Annotated in this window: 13 protein-coding genes; 5 read left to right on the top strand and 8 right to left on the bottom strand. The window is 60.2% G+C overall.

Annotated features, from left to right (window positions below; genetic code table 11):
• Nucleotides 1–10 precede the first annotated feature (10 nt).
• Nucleotides 11–598 carry a phospholipid scramblase-related protein gene (locus VF629_RS23030; RefSeq protein ID WP_331060858.1) on the bottom strand — a complete coding sequence of 196 codons (588 nt, stop codon included), beginning with the start codon at nucleotides 596–598 and terminating at the stop codon, nucleotides 11–13.
• Between the two features lie 550 nt (nucleotides 599–1,148).
• Between VF629_RS23030 and VF629_RS23025 the strand changes: the two genes are divergently transcribed.
• The 3 genes from VF629_RS23025 to VF629_RS23015 all read left to right on the top strand — a co-directional run bounded on the left by VF629_RS23025 (nucleotide 1,149) and on the right by VF629_RS23015 (nucleotide 5,068).
• A complete protein-coding gene (locus VF629_RS23025; protein ID WP_331060857.1) occupies nucleotides 1,149–1,964 on the top strand; it encodes a septal ring lytic transglycosylase RlpA family protein in 816 nt (271 codons plus the stop codon).
• Between the two features lie 153 nt (nucleotides 1,965–2,117).
• Nucleotides 2,118–4,580 carry a penicillin acylase family protein gene (locus VF629_RS23020; RefSeq protein ID WP_331060856.1) on the top strand — a complete coding sequence of 821 codons (2,463 nt, stop codon included), beginning with the start codon at nucleotides 2,118–2,120 and terminating at the stop codon, nucleotides 4,578–4,580.
• 302 nt (nucleotides 4,581–4,882) lie between these two features.
• A complete protein-coding gene (locus VF629_RS23015) occupies nucleotides 4,883–5,068 on the top strand; it encodes a hypothetical protein (RefSeq protein WP_331060855.1) in 186 nt (61 codons plus the stop codon).
• A gap of 143 nt (nucleotides 5,069–5,211) precedes the next feature.
• Here VF629_RS23015 and VF629_RS23010 read toward each other — a convergent pair whose 3' ends face one another.
• The 4 genes from VF629_RS23010 to VF629_RS22995 all read right to left on the bottom strand — a co-directional run bounded on the left by VF629_RS23010 (nucleotide 5,212) and on the right by VF629_RS22995 (nucleotide 10,169).
• A complete protein-coding gene (locus VF629_RS23010; protein WP_331060854.1) occupies nucleotides 5,212–5,535 on the bottom strand; it encodes a hypothetical protein in 324 nt (107 codons plus the stop codon).
• Nucleotides 5,536–5,711: 176 nt separating this feature from the next.
• Nucleotides 5,712–7,289, bottom strand: a complete 1,578-nt coding sequence (locus VF629_RS23005) for a DUF1501 domain-containing protein (protein WP_331060853.1) — start codon at nucleotides 7,287–7,289, stop codon at nucleotides 5,712–5,714.
• Between the two features lie 213 nt (nucleotides 7,290–7,502).
• The gene (locus VF629_RS23000; RefSeq protein WP_331060852.1) at nucleotides 7,503–9,248 is read right to left on the bottom strand and encodes a DUF1800 domain-containing protein; all 1,746 of its coding nucleotides are present in this window, start codon (nucleotides 9,246–9,248) and stop codon (nucleotides 7,503–7,505) included.
• Nucleotides 9,249–9,473: 225 nt separating this feature from the next.
• Nucleotides 9,474–10,169 (bottom strand): C40 family peptidase, encoded by a 696-nt coding sequence (locus VF629_RS22995; RefSeq protein WP_331060851.1) that lies wholly within the window; start codon nucleotides 10,167–10,169, stop codon nucleotides 9,474–9,476.
• A gap of 327 nt (nucleotides 10,170–10,496) precedes the next feature.
• Here VF629_RS22995 and VF629_RS22990 point away from each other — a divergent pair, with 327 nt between their 5' ends.
• Nucleotides 10,497–10,862, top strand: coding sequence for a hypothetical protein (locus VF629_RS22990; RefSeq protein ID WP_331060850.1), 366 nt, complete (start codon nucleotides 10,497–10,499; stop codon nucleotides 10,860–10,862).
• Nucleotides 10,863–10,936: 74 nt separating this feature from the next.
• On the opposite strand, the gene VF629_RS22985 is transcribed toward VF629_RS22990, so the two are convergent.
• A complete protein-coding gene (locus VF629_RS22985; RefSeq protein ID WP_331060849.1) occupies nucleotides 10,937–11,731 on the bottom strand; it encodes an SDR family oxidoreductase in 795 nt (264 codons plus the stop codon).
• A gap of 182 nt (nucleotides 11,732–11,913) precedes the next feature.
• On the opposite strand from VF629_RS22985, the gene VF629_RS22980 reads away from it, so the two are divergent.
• Nucleotides 11,914–12,780 carry a hypothetical protein gene (locus VF629_RS22980; RefSeq protein WP_331060848.1) on the top strand — a complete coding sequence of 289 codons (867 nt, stop codon included), beginning with the start codon at nucleotides 11,914–11,916 and terminating at the stop codon, nucleotides 12,778–12,780.
• An 82-nt stretch (nucleotides 12,781–12,862) separates the two neighbouring features.
• Here the strand turns inward: VF629_RS22980 and VF629_RS22975 are convergent, their stop codons facing one another.
• Together VF629_RS22975 and VF629_RS22970 are read right to left on the bottom strand one after the other, a co-directional pair.
• Nucleotides 12,863–13,789 carry an AraC family transcriptional regulator gene (locus VF629_RS22975; protein ID WP_331060847.1) on the bottom strand — a complete coding sequence of 309 codons (927 nt, stop codon included), beginning with the start codon at nucleotides 13,787–13,789 and terminating at the stop codon, nucleotides 12,863–12,865.
• 158 nt (nucleotides 13,790–13,947) lie between these two features.
• On the bottom strand, nucleotides 13,948–15,108 hold the full coding sequence (locus VF629_RS22970; protein ID WP_331060846.1) for an acyl-CoA dehydrogenase: 1,161 nt from the start codon (nucleotides 15,106–15,108) through the stop codon (nucleotides 13,948–13,950).
• Nucleotides 15,109–15,365: the final 257 nt, after the last annotated feature.

The following is a 15,365-nucleotide window of genomic DNA, read 5'->3' as shown; positions in this document are numbered from 1 at the left end:
CGCTAGGCCGCTATTCGGCAAACACCATGTCGATGCACAAAGCCGCGGCCACAATCATGGGCCGAATGGCGTCGGCGGCCGGAACCTGGGGCTCGATGCTGACCACGTAATTGTCGGCGGTGGTAAACATTTCCTTGCCCAAGCCCATCCACTTCTTGGTAACCAGCGCAATCTGCTCGCCGTCGCGCAGAAACTTGTAGTGAAAGCTGGTGACTTTGCCTTCCACGGTGCAAATCACCTGGTCGTTGGTGTCAAGCACGTCCAACTTTCCGCCCCAGCTCAGCAACCGCTGCCGGAACTTGCCCACCAGCACTTCATTGCCGTCGAAAACCTGCACCGTGGACCGCAGAAACGAAACGCCCCGCGACAGCCGCAGCACTGCCTGCCCCACCCCGTCTTTCACCTCAATCTCAAAAGGCGTTTGGGTCTTGTACTTCGTGAACCTGAACATCTTGGTGAAAAACCCCAGGTTGGGCTCCCGGCACTCCAGCAGCGTTTGCTGCGATTCCAGGTCGAGAATGTCGTAGCTGTTGGCGGCCTTGAACATGCCGACGTGCTCTTTAACAAAAAATTGGTTGCGGGTAAGAATGGGGTTCATTCCGAGTGATTAAGAAAAACTATAGAAGAGGCTATACGCTGCAAGTATAGCGGACTTTTACTCAACGGAGCCCACCTGAGCCCGCCGGAATGGCTGGCGGCTTTGGTCTTATGCGCCGCAGCCTCTTCGGCTTGCTTCCTTTTTCGACCGGCTACCGGCCCGATTTACAAACGGTTTTTGCGTTGCGGCATTACGAAAAAAAGGCGACTTCTGCAACCGGCTTCCGAAGGCAGGCAGCCGACCGATGCCCAAATTTTATACCCGTCGCATAATCTAATTTTCGCACCTGCGCAATGGATAGAGCCCAAAACCGAAAAATATAGTTTGAAGTAACTCCACGGCTGCTTTTGATGCTAACGGACGAATTAAATAAATGCAAGATTTATTGAAAAAGCTCAATTTTTAGCCTAATGGGCTTAGCAGATGCCGGAGAAACTTAGCAATTCATAAAGGAGTCCGGCTATGTTTGTTCCGCTCACCATCTGCAAAAAGCATGAGTTTATTTCGTCCCTTTAGAGTACCCGTCCTTTCCAGCTTTCTTTTTCTTCTGTTGACTTTGTGCAGCGCTCCGGCGCAGGCCTCGGGCCCCAGCCCTGCCACCAAAGCAACCGCCGCCCCCAGCGCCACCACCGTGTTGCGCGGCCGGGCTTCCTGGTATGGCAGTTACTTTCAGGGACGCAAGACCACCAGCGGCGAGCGCTACAACCGCTTCAAGTACACCTGCGCCCACAAAACCCTGGCTTTCGGCACCCGCTTGCGGGTCACGAACGTGAAAAACGGCAAGTCGGTGGTGGTGCGCGTCACCGACCGAGGCCCCTTCCGCCACGAGCGCATCATTGACCTTTCCGAGATTGCGGCCCGCCCCCTGGGCATCACCGAATGCGGTGCCGCCACGGTAGTAGCCGAAATAGTGGCCGCTGATACCCCCCTGGGCCCCGCCACCACGCCCGACAACCTGGCCGCCCTCTTCGCCGCCGACCCCGACCCGGAAGCCGCTTATACTACGTACACGGTGCCCACTGCCGTAGACCAGGTGGCCCCCACCGAAACGCCGGCCCTCATCGCCGCCGCTCGCGTGGCGAGCAAGGAAGTGGTTACCGCCACCGAATCGACGAATTGCCCCGCGGGCTTCCTCATTCAGGCGGGCTCTTTTGTGGATGCGGCCAATGCCCGCACGGTGCAGGCCCGCATCAAGTCGCTGCTGCCCAACGTGGAGGTGAACCTATCCCAGGAATTGCTCGACGGCCGGCAGCGCAGCCGCGTGTTCGTGGGCAACTTCAACGACCGGCCCGAAGCCGAAGCCATTCGGCAGCGCCTCATGGGCTGGGGCATTGGCGGCATGGTGCGCGAGGTGGCCCTGCGCTGACGAAACATTCCTACCCCTTTTTCTTCTTTCTGAGCTGTGAGTAATGGCCCCAGTGCGCCCAGCGCAGCGGGGCCATTTGCGTAACCCCTGGGCAGAAAGGCGGGCGCCGACTACATTTAGGCATTCGGGCTGGCTGGCCCGAGCCGTGGCCCTATGACATCTTGGATTAAAGCCCTGCTGGCGCTGGCCGTCAGCCTCACCCTGGTTTGGACGCTGAACACGAAGCACGGGGACATCCCGCCGCTTGGCAAGCTGCTGAGCCCCTACCGCGGCTTTTGGCGCAACGGCGAGAAGGCCGGCGACTTCCCGGCCCAACAAACCCTGGGGCTGGCTGGCCTGCGCGAGCCCGTGACCGTGCGCTACGATGACCGTCGGGTGCCGCACGTCTTCGCCCAAAACGACCACGACTTGTACTTCGCCCAAGGCTACCTCACGGCCCGCGACCGGCTGTGGCAAATGGAGTTTCAAACCCACGTGGCGGCTGGGCGCTTGGCCGAAATAGTGGGCCCGGCGCGGCTCGAAACCGACCGGTTTTTCCGCCGCATGGGCCTGCCTTTCGGCGCCGCCAACTCGTTGAAGGTGATGATGGCCAACCCCACCACGCGCACCGTGCTGGAGTCATATTCGGCGGGGGTGAACGCCTACATCAACCAGCTCACGCCCGCCACGCTGCCCTTCGAGTACAAGCTGCTCGACTACCGCCCCGAGCCTTGGCAGCCGCTGAAATGCGCGCTGCTCCTTAAGTTCATGGCCTGGGACCTGAGCGGGCGCACCGACGACCTGCGCATGAGCAACATCCTGCGCAAGTACGGCCCGGCCGTGACCAAGGACCTGTTTCCGGACTACCCCACCCGCGAAGACCCCATCGTGCCGGTGGGCACGCCGCTCGACTTCAAGCCCGTGCCCGCGCCGCCCACGCCGCCGTCGTTCACGGCGGCCTACGCCGCTCAGCAGCTGCGCACCGAGCCCGACGCCGAATTGGGCTCCAACAACTTCGCGGTGAGCAGCAGCAAGTCGGCCTCGGGCTACCCGCTGCTGGCCAATGACCCCCACTTGCAGCTCAACCTGCCCAGCATCTGGTACCAGATTCAGCTGAGCGCGCCGGGCGTGAACGTGTACGGCGTCACCATTCCCGGCTCGCCCACCGTCATCATCGGTTTTAATGAAAGCGTGGCTTGGGGCGTGACCAACGTAGCCGCCGACGTGCTCGATTTCTACCAATTGAAATTCAAAGACGATGCGCGACGCGAATACTGGCACGACGGGCGCTGGAAACCCGTGCGCCGCGTGGTGGAGCACATCAAAGTGCGCGGGCAGCCCGACCGCCTCGACACGGTGCTCTACACCCACCACGGCCCGGTGGTGTACGACAAGGCCGAGCGGCCCTTCCTCAACCAGACGCCCATTGCCCACGCCCTGCGCTGGACCGCCCACGACGGCGCCAACGAAGTGCTCACGTTTTACGGGCTGAACCGGGCCCGCACCTACGCCGACTACACCACCGCCCTGACCAGCTACGGCTCGCCGGCCCAGAATTTTATCTTTGCCAACAACGACAAGGACGTAGCCATTTGGCCCAACGGCCGCTTCCCGCTGAAGTGGCGCGACCAGGGCAAGTTCATCCTCGACGGCACCGACCCGGCCTACGACTGGCAGGGCTGGATTCCGCAGCCCCAAAACCCGCACGTGAAAAACCCGCCGCGCGGCTTTGTGAGTTCGGCCAACCAGTTTTCGGCCGGCCCCGACTACCCCTACTACCTGAACTGGACCTACGGCAGCTACGAGCGCGGCCACCGCATCAACGAGCGCCTCGCGGCCATGACGCAGGCCACGCCCGATAGCCTGCGCGTGCTCCAAAACGACGTGCTGGACCTGAACGCCCAGCTCATGCTGCCTCGCCTGCTGGCCTTGGTCAGCGACCCGGCGCTGGGAGCTACACCGCCCGCCGCCACCTCGGCCGAAGGCAAGGTGCTGGCCGAGCTGCGTCGCTGGCCCTACCAATACACCGCCGACGCCATCGGGCCCAGCGTGTTCAACCTGTGGTACGGCAACCTGGTGAAGCGGCTGTGGGAAGACGACTTCCCATTTACGCCCGACGGCCCCGCCTACCGCTACCCCGCCCGCGACCGCACCAACACCTTGCTCCTGAGCGAGCCTAACTCCCAATGGGTGGACGACCGCACCACTCCCGCCCGCGAAACCCTGCCGCAACTGGCCCTGCAAAGCCTGCGCTTCGCCACCGACTCGCTCACCCGCAAATTTGGGCCGCTCTCGCCCAAGTGGCGCTGGGCCGACCAGAAAAGCACCGACGTGCTGCACCTGCTTCAGCTTCCCGGCTTCGGGCAAATGGACGTGGACTGCGGCGGCGGTGCGGGCATCGTGAACGCCACTTCGGAGCGCAATGGGCCTTCGTGGCGCATGGTGGTGGCGCTGGGCCCGCAGGTGCGCGCTTACGGCGTGTACCCCGGCGGCCAAAGCGGCAACCCCGGCTCGCCTTTTTACAATAACATGCTGGAAACCTGGCGCGTGGGCAAACTCGACGAGCTGGTGTTTTTGCGGGCTCCGAATGAGCAGAATCCTCGGGTTGCCACGTCATGGACGCTTACTAAGCCTTGACCAATAGCCTTAAGTACGTAGGGGTTCGCTACGCAGAGGGTAGGTCATGGGCACGTAAAGAAGTGCAAAACATTGTGCTTTTTTACTATAAAATCGTTATATTGTTCAAGTCAAAAGGACTTCGCCTGCTTGAATCCGTGCTAGCCTGAGCTTCCGCTGCTACCATCGGCGAGTTCCGAGCTCGCCCCGGCTTATTTGGCGCGCCGTCCTGTGGCGCTGTCACCGCTCCTTTACGAACTACTTGGTCCGGGCCCTTTCGCTAATAGGTTGCTTGCATTTTCTCGCATTTTTTTCTTGAAGCCATGCGCAAAATCCCACCCAAATTCTCCCTCAATCCCGACCCGGACGACGAGCTAGCCCAAGAGGACGAAGATGACAAGGCAGAAGACATTGAAGACAACATTCTTTCCTTGGGAACGTCGCGCTCCCCAGCGCAAGAACGTGGCGAGAAAGGCAGCGACGGAACCATAAACCCTCCGTTTCCGTGAGCTGCAAAGCCACTCGCCGCTTTGGTTACAGGCTTGAAGCGGCGGCCCGTTGACGCCGCAGGTGCGAGCACCAGCCAGATTATGCTAACAAAGAAGCGGCCCTTTGGAGGCCGCTTCTTTGTTAGCACAAGCTATAAGCAGTACTATTGGCCCTGTTTGTCTTGGTTCTTAGCACCAATCTTGGGCTTGTCGGCGCGGTTGCTCACGTCGTGGGCTTCGCCTTCGTTACCCTCGTCGGTAGCGCGGTTGATGAGCACCACGGCCACGGCTGCGATGGCAGCGATGCCGAGGATGGTTTGGGTGGGCGTGAACCGCTGCGAAACTTTGCGTAGCAATGCCGCGCCGTTCTTGAGCAGGTCGTCCATGTGTTCGTGGTGGCCCTGAAATACGTGGTAAGCACTCTCGAAAGTACGAGCGAGGTCTTCGGGCATTATTTTTTCGAGTTGCTGTTCGATTTGCGCTTCCATAAAGAAGGTATTGTAAAGAGGAGGTGAAAGGAAAACGAGGCATGCGCCCCGGAAAACCTGTACGCAAAAGTTTGCGACCGGGCTGCCTTTTTTCCTGCTTTCGTGCGAAATAACCGACCGCCAGCCCAGCCATTCGGCCACGTTTACTGTCGGTTACACCTTGAAAGGTAGTCACCTCACTCAATTACCAGTATTCGCGAACCGCTGCGCTTGGCTTCGCGCACCTGGCAGTAGTAGGCGCCTGCCGCCAAGCCACTTAGGTCGAGTGGGAGCTGTTGCGCGCCGCGGGGCAGCAGGCGGTCTACCACGCGCCGCACCTCGCGGCCCAGGGTGTCGAGCAGCACCAGTTGCACGTGGCCGCCGGCGCTGTCGTAGGCCACGGTGGCGGTGCCCTCGCGCAGTACGGGGTTGGGGTACACCGTGAAGTCGGCCACCTCCATGGCCTTGGTGGTGGCCAGCAGCGCGCCCGGCCGCAGCACCGGCACGTAGGGGAAGCTGCGGCCAAAGAGCTGCGTGAGCATGGCCGGCGCTACCTGGAACCAGTCCTGCAAAATGCTGGTGTACACGCTGCGGAAGTCGTACTGCATCGGCACGTTGTCGTTTACCCCGGCGTTGGCGGGCAGCGTGGGGTTGGCGCCGTGCACCAAGGGGTTCACCTTGGTGCCGAAAACCAGCAGCGGGGCCGCGGCGCCGTGGTCGGTGCCGAAGCCGGCGTTGGCCCGAATGCGCCGCCCAAACTCGGAGAACGTCATGCCCACCACCCGGTCTTGCACGGCCAGCCGGCGCAGGTCGTCCTGGAAGGCGTTCACCGCCTCGGCAATCTTGCCCAGCAGCGTGGCGTGGGTGCCCGTAGCCGTGCTGCCCGTGGCTGGCACTTGCAAGGTGTGCGTGTCGAAGCCGCCCAGGTTGCACACGTAAATGCGCGTTTCCAAGCCCCCGGCCACCAGTTGGGCCACAATCTTGAGTTGGTCAGCCAGCGAGTTTTGGCCGGCGGCGGGGTACAGCGGCGAGAGGTTCTGGGCACGGCTGGCGGCGGCCTGTATGGCCGTGGTGTGCACCTGGGTTTGGCTCACCACCTGCCGAATGAACGTGAGTTCGTGGCCAGCCGGCGTGTTGGGCGCGGCGTCGACGCCCCCGCTCAGCAGCTGGTAAAACGACGAGGTGCTGGCAATGGCCATGCCCATGTTCACGGTGGGGCCCTGCACGCAGTTGCTCACCACCGAACCAATGCTGATGGCCAGCGGGTCGGGGGTTTGGGCGCTGGGGAAGCCCGTGGGGAAGCCGGGGTACTCGTCGTCGAGGTAGCGGCCGGCCCAGCCGGTGGTTAGGGTCACGTTCGAATCCGAGCCCGAGGTCCAGATATCGGTGGCCCGAAAGTGCGAGAAGTTGGGGCTGGGATACCCCACGCTTTGCACGACGCCCATCTGACCGTTTTGGTAGAGGTTGCGCAGCGCCGCCATGGCCGGGTGGATGCCCGTGGCCGTGGTGAGCGGCAGCACCGCATTCTGCGGCAGGGCCAGGTTGGGCCGCGCCGCCATCAGGGCCGGGTACTGGTCCAGCGGCACTATCATGTTCAAGCCGTCATTGCCGCCTTGCAGCTGAATGATGACCAACACTTTATCGGACTGCGTGGTGGCGTTGGTGAGGGCCACCAACTCCGGTGAGTAGCCGTAGGCGCCAATGGGCAGCCCGCTGAGCAGGGCCGTGCCCGCCGTGGCCGCAGCCGTGGTCTGAAGGAATTCGCGACGTTTCATGAGCAGAGGAACTGTCATTGCGAGCGGAGCGAAGCAATCCTTCCTCTAGCTCTCAGACACGTTAAGTTGTGATGAATTAAAAAGCGTGAGCCACCTCCAAAAGGCTTATCACATTATCGGGCTGGCCGCTAGAAAAGGACGGCTTAGCTTCGCTGGCCTTCGGTTGCCGCGTTTCGCTGCGCTCCACTCGCAATGACAATGAGGGCCATTTGGTTAACTCAAATGGTATTCGGCCAGTCCCATCAGGGCGCGCAGCATGGCCTTCAGCTTGGTGTTCACGGCGTTTTTCTTGGCCGTGCTGGTAGGGGAGGCCAGGTATTCCTGCCACTCCACGGTCCATTCAAAGTCGGGCAGGCCGGGCAGCAATGCCGCCTTTAGAAACGTCAGCTGGTTGGTCGTCAGCGCAAACGGCACCATCAATTGCACGAACTCGGCGATGAGTAGGTTGCAGTCCGAAGCCGTGGCTGCGGGCAGCGACTGCGCCAGCGCTACCGCGTCAATCTGAATGCGGGCGCCATTGCGCGAGTAGCCGTTGCCAATGAATAGGTCCGTTACCTGGTTGCGGCGCGGCAGGGTCACGGCGTTTATCCAGAGCTCGTGGTACTGCGGAGTCTGGTAGTAGGCGCCCCAGCCGGCCACGGTGGGCGGGTCGCCCAGGGTCTGTTGCTGCACGGTGGTCTGGGAATTCAGGTAGTTCCACATGCCGTATTGCGCCACCGCGCTGCTGGCGGGCGGAAACACCATCTGCATCTGCCGGCACAGCCCCACGGTGAAATCGAATGGGCTCTTGATGAGGCAGCCCACGTTCAGCACGTCGAAGAAATGCTGTGAGCCAAAGAGCGTCCGCAGTACCAGCGCCACCTCAAAGTTGCTCTGTATCAAGAGTGTTGCTAAGGGCTGAATGATGTCGGCCTCGACCTGCGCATCAATCACATAGTACACAAACCAGCGGTAGAGCTTGCGCACGATAAACCGCGCCGTTTCGGCCTGCTGAAAAAGCAGGTTGATGAGGTTCTGGTACTCCGCGGCGCCGCTGCCGGCCAGGGTGGCATTGCCGAAGGCCGCCGAGAACACCTTGGTCGTGTTGTCGTGGCGGCTGGCGGTGAAGTAGCTGCCCACCGGCGCGGCCTGGTCGCGCCAGCCGGTAAGGGCCCGGGCGGCGGCTTGCACGTCGGCCTCGGTGTAGGTGGTATAGTTGCCGGGCCCAATGAGCGGCCCCTTGCCCACCGTGAACAGCTCCAGCAGCTCGCGGCCGTAGTTCTCGTTGGGGTTGCCGGCGGTGCTTTGGTTGCCGTTGAGGTAGCGCAGCATGGCGGGCGTCACGGTCACGTCCTTGGTCAGCTGCCGGAAGTTGCCCAGCGCGTGCTGGCGCAGCAGCCGGCAGTACTCGTAGCCCATGCGGGCGTCGTTGATGTCCCCGAACTCAATCGCGAAGTGGTTGTGCCAAAACAATGTCATCTTCTCGACCAGCGAGACGCTTTGGCCTAGCTGCTGCCCCAGCCACCAGTCGCGCAACGAGGTTCGGCGGGCGCCCTCAAACGTCTGGTTGAACACCTCGGCGGTCCAGGTTTGGCCAATGGCCACGCTCGTGTCGGTGGCCGATACGTTGACCGGTGGAGCCGGCGCCGCAGGCGCAGTCAGCAGCCCATTAAGCACCGCGGTGAGGTTAGAGCCCGCGGCTGCCAGTATCTCAGCGCGCGTGGGCCCAAACAAGCAGCGCCGCAGCAAGTGCGCGGCCTGAGCGTAGCCCCAAGCGCCGGTGTAAGGCGCGAGCGTGCTGGTAGTCCGGGCCAAGCCCGTGGGCAGCTTCTTATTCGCGTAGCGGCTGACGGTTTCCGGCGGGTCGGTTTGCGCAGGAGTAGCAGCGGTTGCCGGGGGCGCTTGCGGCGGGCTAGCCACGGCTGCAACTGGGGCGCTGAGTACGGTCGCGTTTCGTTGGAGGAAAAGTCTACGATTCATAATCAAGCGCGAAATGATGCCGAAAACAGCTTTGAATGTAGTGAAAAAACCTCAATTCCCCCACTAATATTCAGCTGTTTACATCAGACACCAGGACCAAGCGCTAGTTTAATTCAATCATTTGAATTTTTTACTACCCCTTGGCCCACTGCCAAAGCAGCAGGACGCAAAAACGCCCGGCCGTTGGGGGCCGGGCGCTTCGCCTTAATTCAGGAATGATGGACCTTAGTTGTCTGTTGCTTCGGCTTCTTCGGCGGCGCGCACGCGGCCGGCAGCGTAGAAGTTACGACGGTAGTAGTCCTGCTTCAACGAGCTTACCATCACGCCGCCATTGGTAGCGGAGTGGGCGAACTTGCCGTCTTTCAAATAGATGCCGACGTGGTAGATGGGCCCTTTGCCCCGACGGAAGAACACCAAGTCACCGGTTTTCATCTCGGCTTTGGCCACGTGCTTGGTCGTGCTGAACATGGAGCGCGACGAGCGCTGCAACGTGATGCCGTACACCTCGCGGAACACGCGGGTCACGAAACCCGAGCAGTCGGTGCCTTTGCGGGAGTTGTTGCCGTAGCGGTAGGGCGTCCCAATCCAGTCGGTCACCGTGCGCAGCAGGTCCTTGTTCTCGTTGTGAGCGAGGTGCAGGCCCAGGGTCTGTGCGTAGTAGTTGTAGGTGAGCGAGTCGCGGGCGGCAGCCAGTTCGGCGGCGGTGGGCGGCGTGGCAGGTGCACTGACCAGGGCGCTGGTGCGCAGGAGCATGTCGGAAGCGGGCTCGTTCGTCGTCGTCAGGGCCGGAAACAGCGACGCTTCGGCAGCGACCGGTGCCACACTGGCACGGACCGCAACCGAAGCGTCGGGGGCACGTTCGAAGAGGAAAGAGAGGGCTAGCGAACCAGCGGCGAGGCAATACAGAATGCTATGTTTCATTGTCCGTCGTTAGGGGTTGGGGCAAAATCCGGATTCTCAGGGAGAAGCGCCGGGCAGTAGATTTCTTAGGCGATAGGCAAGGCTTATTTTAAGCCGAGAAAAAGAGGTGGAAATGAGGTCGTACCGGGTAAATTATATTGCCTTCTGAAAGGGTACTTGGGTAAAGCTAGTCCTAACTTTTGGAAATGTCTGCACTTTTGCTTGGAATAGGCCAAAAGTTCTTTATAAATTGTAAATAAATTACGATAAAGTCCAGTTAATCATTGCAACCATAGCTCGACAGCAACCGTAGTTCCTCAGCCATAAATATTTATATATCCTGCCCATATGCAAAATCTCCGCACTTGGACCCGTTCCCCCCTCGCGCGCATTGCGCGGCTAGTGCTAGGCAGCCAGCGTGTTGCGATGGTCGTCGGCCAAACGGTACACCTGAGCGGCGCCTCGCGAGCAGAGTTTTTAGCCGATGCCGAGTGGGTAGCGCACGAGCAGGTGCACCTGCGCCAGTACAAGGAGCATGGCCTCCTCCCCTTCCTGTGGAAATACCTAGTGGAGTCGGCGCGGGTGGGCTACTACCACAACCGGTATGAAGTGGAAGCCCGCGAAGAAGCCCGGCGCGTGGTGCTGGCCAACCCTCACCACGTATTGCGCCCGTTGCCCCGCCACTCCCAGCCGCCCACGGTGCCGCCAGTATAGCGGGTGTTACTGCATGAAAAAAGCCCTTCCGCCATCAGGCGGAAGGGCTTTTTGAATCTATAAAGAAGGCTGACTTATTCCTTCTCGGCAAACATCTTACGCATGCCGGCGGCCACGAGGTTATCGGGCGTCAGGTTGCTCAACATGGCTTGCACCTTGTTGGTGATGCCGGAAATGACACGCATTTCGCCGTTCATTAGTGCTTCGTAGCCGTCCTTGGCCACGTCCTTGGGGTCGGAAAGCGGGCCGTTGGCAGCGTTGGTGTTTTCGGCACCCGCCCGCTCGAAGAAGTCGGTGTCCGTCGCGCCGGGGCAAAGCGTTGTCACGGTCACGCCGCTATCTTTAAGCTCGTTGGCCAATGCCTCCGAAAAGCTCAGCACAAAGGACTTCGTGGCCGAATACACGGCCATTTGGGGCGAGGGCGTGTAAGCCGCCGTCGAGCCGAGCTGCAGGATGCGGCCTTTGCCGCGGCTCTTCATGTCGCGGCCAAACAGGTAGGTCAGTTCCACCAGCGCCAGAATGTTGGTGTGGATGACTGCGGAATTGCGCTCGATGCTCGACTCGAGGAACATGCCGTACTCACCAAAGCCGGCGTCGTTCACCAGGATGTCGACTTGGCGGCCCTGGGCTTGCACGGCTTGGTACACGGCCTGGGCAGCGCCCATTTCGGCTAAGTCCTGGGTGATGAGCGTGACGGTGGTGCCGTGCGCCGACCGCAGGTACTCGGCAAATTCGGCGAGGCCGCCGGGGTTCTGGTCAACCAGAATCAGTTCGTACTGGTCTTTGGCCAGCAGGTGGGCCAGCTCTTGGCCAAGGCCGGCGGCTGCGCCCGTGACGAGGGCCACGGACAGGTTGGGGTCTTTGGGCATAACAGTGTGTGGAAAGGTGGAAGGAGCCTTTAAATACCTGTATGCTTGAGCTAAAGTTGTGGGTGGAACAAAAAATAAAGTAGCCGTAATGCAACATCTGCGAACCGATTACGAATAAAAGTGTCCTTCGCCTACCAGCGAAGCAATGCGTTCTTTCCACCACCACACATCCTTTCTTTCCCATGAATAATCAAGAGAATCAACCCGGCTCGCCCACGCCCGGCAACGACATTCGCGTACAAAATGCTGGCTCGTCTGATGCCAACTCTGGCACCGGCGCCAGCAACTCGCAAGAGGGCGGCGCTACTGGCAGCGCCCGCAAAGGCGGCGCTTCGGCCCGTGCCTCGCAAGGAGCCCAAGGCTCAACTGCCGGCGCCGACCAAGCCACTGCCAGCGCTGGCGGTAGCGACCAAAACAACCAGAGCAGCCAAGGCGAAGGCCAACAGCAAGAAGGCGGCACCCTCCTCGACACGGCCCTGCAGAGCGGCAAAAAGTGGATTGAAGACTCGGGCGTACTCGGCAACGTGAATGCCCTGCCCCAAAGCGTAAAAGACTGGGGCAACCGCGCCGTTTCGCGCGTGGGTGACCTCACCACAACCCAGAAAATTGTTGGCGGCGCCCTGTTGGCCGTTGGCATTGGCTACCTCGCCACTCGTAAGGGCAAGTCGGAAGGCAAATCCTCGAAATCGGAGTACGGCTACGGCGGCAAGAGCAGCGGCAATTACAGCCGCCGCAACTACGGCTACCAAGCCCCTGACGCCACCAATAGCCGCCGCGTAAGCTCCGGCAGCGGCCGCACCGACAGCGGCTCAGCCTATGGCAACAGCGGTTCCGGCAGCTACGCCAGCGGCAGCAGCTACGGCGCGGGTTCGGGCTCGGGCGTAGGTGGCAGCTCTTCGAGCAACCGCAGCACCGACAGCGGTTCGGGCTTCGGCAGTTCGTCGGCTAACAGCGGCGCGAGCAGCGGCGACTACGGCAGCCGCACTTCCGAGAGCAGCTACCGCGCTGGCAGTGCTGGCAAAAGCGACGACTTTCGCAGCATTGAATAAGCAATAGGCCAACTCCTGTTGCAACAAAAAGCCCCGCTTCTAGATGAAGCGGGGCTTTTTTATAGCGTATAAAACTGTTGCATTAGATGTTCATGGCCGACTCACGGCGGCGCATTTTACCAGCCGGAATGCCGAACATCATCTTGAAGCGGCGGCAGAAGTACGCGGTGTCTTTGTAGCCCACTTCTTTGCCGATGTCGCGGATGCTCTTTTTGGTGGTGCGCAGCAAGAACACGGCGCGCTCCATGCGCTGGTATTCGATGTAGTCCTGCGGGTTGATGTTGGTCAGCATCTTGAAGTACTGGCCCACGTAGTCTTCGCTCACGTTGGCCACGCCGCTGAGTACCTTGTTCGACAGGTCGCCGCCCAGGTTCTCCTTGATGTAGTTGAACAGGTCGATGAGGCGCGGGTCTTTGAAGTAGGTGCTGTTGGTGGCCAGCTGCTCCACGAACATGTTGTTGCGCAGCACGTAGCGCACCACTTCCACCACGATGTTCTCGGTGTAGATGTTGATGAGGCGCTCGCGGCCGGGCAAGTCCTGAATGCTTTCCTCGACCACCTTAATCACCAAGTTGGCGAGCTTGGACTGGTTCTTAATCAAGAAAGCCGGCACGTCGAGCGAAGAGAAGAAGTTCACCGAGTCGAACACCTTGGCTTCGAAGCTCACGAAGCTGTGGCTTTCCTCGTCCTCGCCAATCAGGTCGAGGTTGTCGTTCGAGTGGAAGAACTTGTCCTTGTTGGTGATGAGGTCATCGTTGGTGATGACGCGGTTTTTCAGGTCCTCACCATATGCTACCCGGGTGGGACGACCGCCGGGGATGAAGAGCATTTCGCCCTCCTCGACCACTAACTCTTCCTCGCCAAAGGTTAGGTGTCCTTTGTGCAACAGGATGAGGTTATTGCCGACGTCATAAGAATTGCGCACGGTGAAAGGCTGGTGCAATACCAAGTTCTTTGCCTTGATGTATCGTACCCCTAGCGACTCAATAACTTTATTGTAATCTTCCATAAATCTAGCTTGCCGATGTGGCCTTTGAGAGAAGCGGAGTAAACGCCTGGGTGGCTACCGCAATGCAATATAACACCTTGAAATTCACAAAAACTAAAAACCCAGCCAAATGGTGGCTGGGTTTTGTGCAATGAATCTGAATTTTAGGCAATTCCAGCTTATTTGAGGATTTCCCGCGAAATCACAATTTTTTGAATTTCGGATGTTCCCTCGTAAATCTGGGTAATCTTGGCGTCGCGCATGAAGCGTTCGACGTGGTATTCTTTCACGAAGCCGTAGCCGCCGTGAATCTGTACGGCCTCCACGGCGCTGTCCATGGCCACTTTGGAAGCAAAGAGTTTGGCCATCGCGCCGGACTTGGCGTAGTCGGCACCGTTGTCTTTATCAGCGGCGGCTTGGAGGCACAGCAGACGCGCGGCGTCCACGTTGGTGGCCATGTCGGCCAGCTTGAACTGGATGGCTTGGTGCTTGGCGATTTCCACGCCGAAAGCCTTGCGCTCTTTGGCGTATTTCAGGCTCAGTTCCAGCGAACCCGACGCAATGCCCAACGCCTGCGCCGCAATGCCGATGCGGCCACCGGCCAGCACCTGCATGGCGAACTTGAAGCCGAAGCCGTCGTCGCCAATGCGGTTCTCCTTGGGTACTTTCACGTCGGTGAACATCAGCGAGCACGTGTCGGAGCCGCGGATGCCCAGTTTGTTCTCCTTGGGGCCCTGGATGAAGCCGGGCATGTCCTTGTCCACAATCAGCACGTTGATGCCGCGCGACTTCAGCTCGGGGTGGGTTTGGGCAATAACGAGGTAGACCGAGGCCGTGGTGCCGTTAGTAATCCAGTTCTTGGTGCCGTTCAGCAGGTAGTAGTCGCCCATGTCCTCGGCGGTGGTGCGCTGGCTGGTGGCGTCGGAGCCGGCTTCGGGCTCCGACAGTGCGAAGGCGCCAATGATTTCGCCGGAGCACAGGCGCGGCAGGTACTTGTGCTTCTGCTCTTCGGTGCCGTATTTCTCCAGGCCCCAGCACACCAGCGAGTTATTCACCGACATGATGACGGAGCACGAAGCGTCCACCTTGCTGATTTCTTCCATGGCCAGCACGTAGCTCACGGTGTCGAGGCCGCTGCCGCCGTACTCGGGGCTCACCATCATACCCATGAAGCCGAGCTCGCCCATCTTCTTCACCTGCTCAACGGGGAATTTCTGGTGCTCGTCGCGCTCGATAACGCCGGCCCACAGCTCGCTCTGGGCAAAATCCCGGGCGGCGTCGCGCACGGCGAGCTGCTCTTCGGTAAGCTGGTAAATGTTGGGGTGAGTGGCGGTTTGCATGAACTTGGTGGGAAAGTTGAATAATGCGACAAAAGTACGGCCTTCGCGAGCGGCTGGCAAGGTGAACAAAAGGGATGTAGCCAGTACAACAACCCGCGTCAGGCAAAAGATTCTGTGGCGGCCCGACCGGCACAAGGCAGCACATGAAATCCTTGGACCAGCGACTCACAACACTTTCTTTTAATTAACTCGTCATCAATATTCTCGTTTTTCCTCTATACATAGCGGTGCTTTTTCACTTTTCTAAACCGCTCCGC

Source organism: Hymenobacter sp. (assembly GCF_036388155.1).
GTDB lineage: Bacteria > Bacteroidota > Bacteroidia > Cytophagales > Hymenobacteraceae > Hymenobacter.
The sequence above is the reverse complement of the archived record's forward strand: the minus strand, read 5'-3'. Positions and strand labels throughout refer to the sequence as shown.

Bases quoted from the DNA above. Each gene is read 5' to 3' on its own strand.
- VF629_RS22975 (WP_331060847.1), bottom strand. From the start codon at position 13,789: ATGGAAGATTACAATAAAGTTATTGAGTCGCTAGGGGTACGATACATC.
- VF629_RS22995 (WP_331060851.1), bottom strand. From the start codon at position 10,169: ATGAAACATAGCATTCTGTATTGCCTCGCCGCTGGTTCGCTAGCCCTC.
- VF629_RS23010 (WP_331060854.1), bottom strand. From the start codon at position 5,535: ATGGAAGCGCAAATCGAACAGCAACTCGAAAAAATAATGCCCGAAGAC.
- VF629_RS23000 (WP_331060852.1), bottom strand. From the start codon at position 9,248: ATGAATCGTAGACTTTTCCTCCAACGAAACGCGACCGTACTCAGCGCC.
- VF629_RS22980 (WP_331060848.1), top strand. From the start codon at position 11,914: ATGAATAATCAAGAGAATCAACCCGGCTCGCCCACGCCCGGCAACGAC.
- VF629_RS22990 (WP_331060850.1), top strand. From the start codon at position 10,497: ATGCAAAATCTCCGCACTTGGACCCGTTCCCCCCTCGCGCGCATTGCG.
- VF629_RS23020 (WP_331060856.1), top strand. From the start codon at position 2,118: ATGACATCTTGGATTAAAGCCCTGCTGGCGCTGGCCGTCAGCCTCACC.
- VF629_RS23030 (WP_331060858.1), bottom strand. From the start codon at position 598: ATGAACCCCATTCTTACCCGCAACCAATTTTTTGTTAAAGAGCACGTC.
- VF629_RS22970 (WP_331060846.1), bottom strand. From the start codon at position 15,108: ATGCAAACCGCCACTCACCCCAACATTTACCAGCTTACCGAAGAGCAG.
- VF629_RS22985 (WP_331060849.1), bottom strand. From the start codon at position 11,731: ATGCCCAAAGACCCCAACCTGTCCGTGGCCCTCGTCACGGGCGCAGCC.
- VF629_RS23005 (WP_331060853.1), bottom strand. From the start codon at position 7,289: ATGAAACGTCGCGAATTCCTTCAGACCACGGCTGCGGCCACGGCGGGC.
- VF629_RS23015 (WP_331060855.1), top strand. From the start codon at position 4,883: ATGCGCAAAATCCCACCCAAATTCTCCCTCAATCCCGACCCGGACGAC.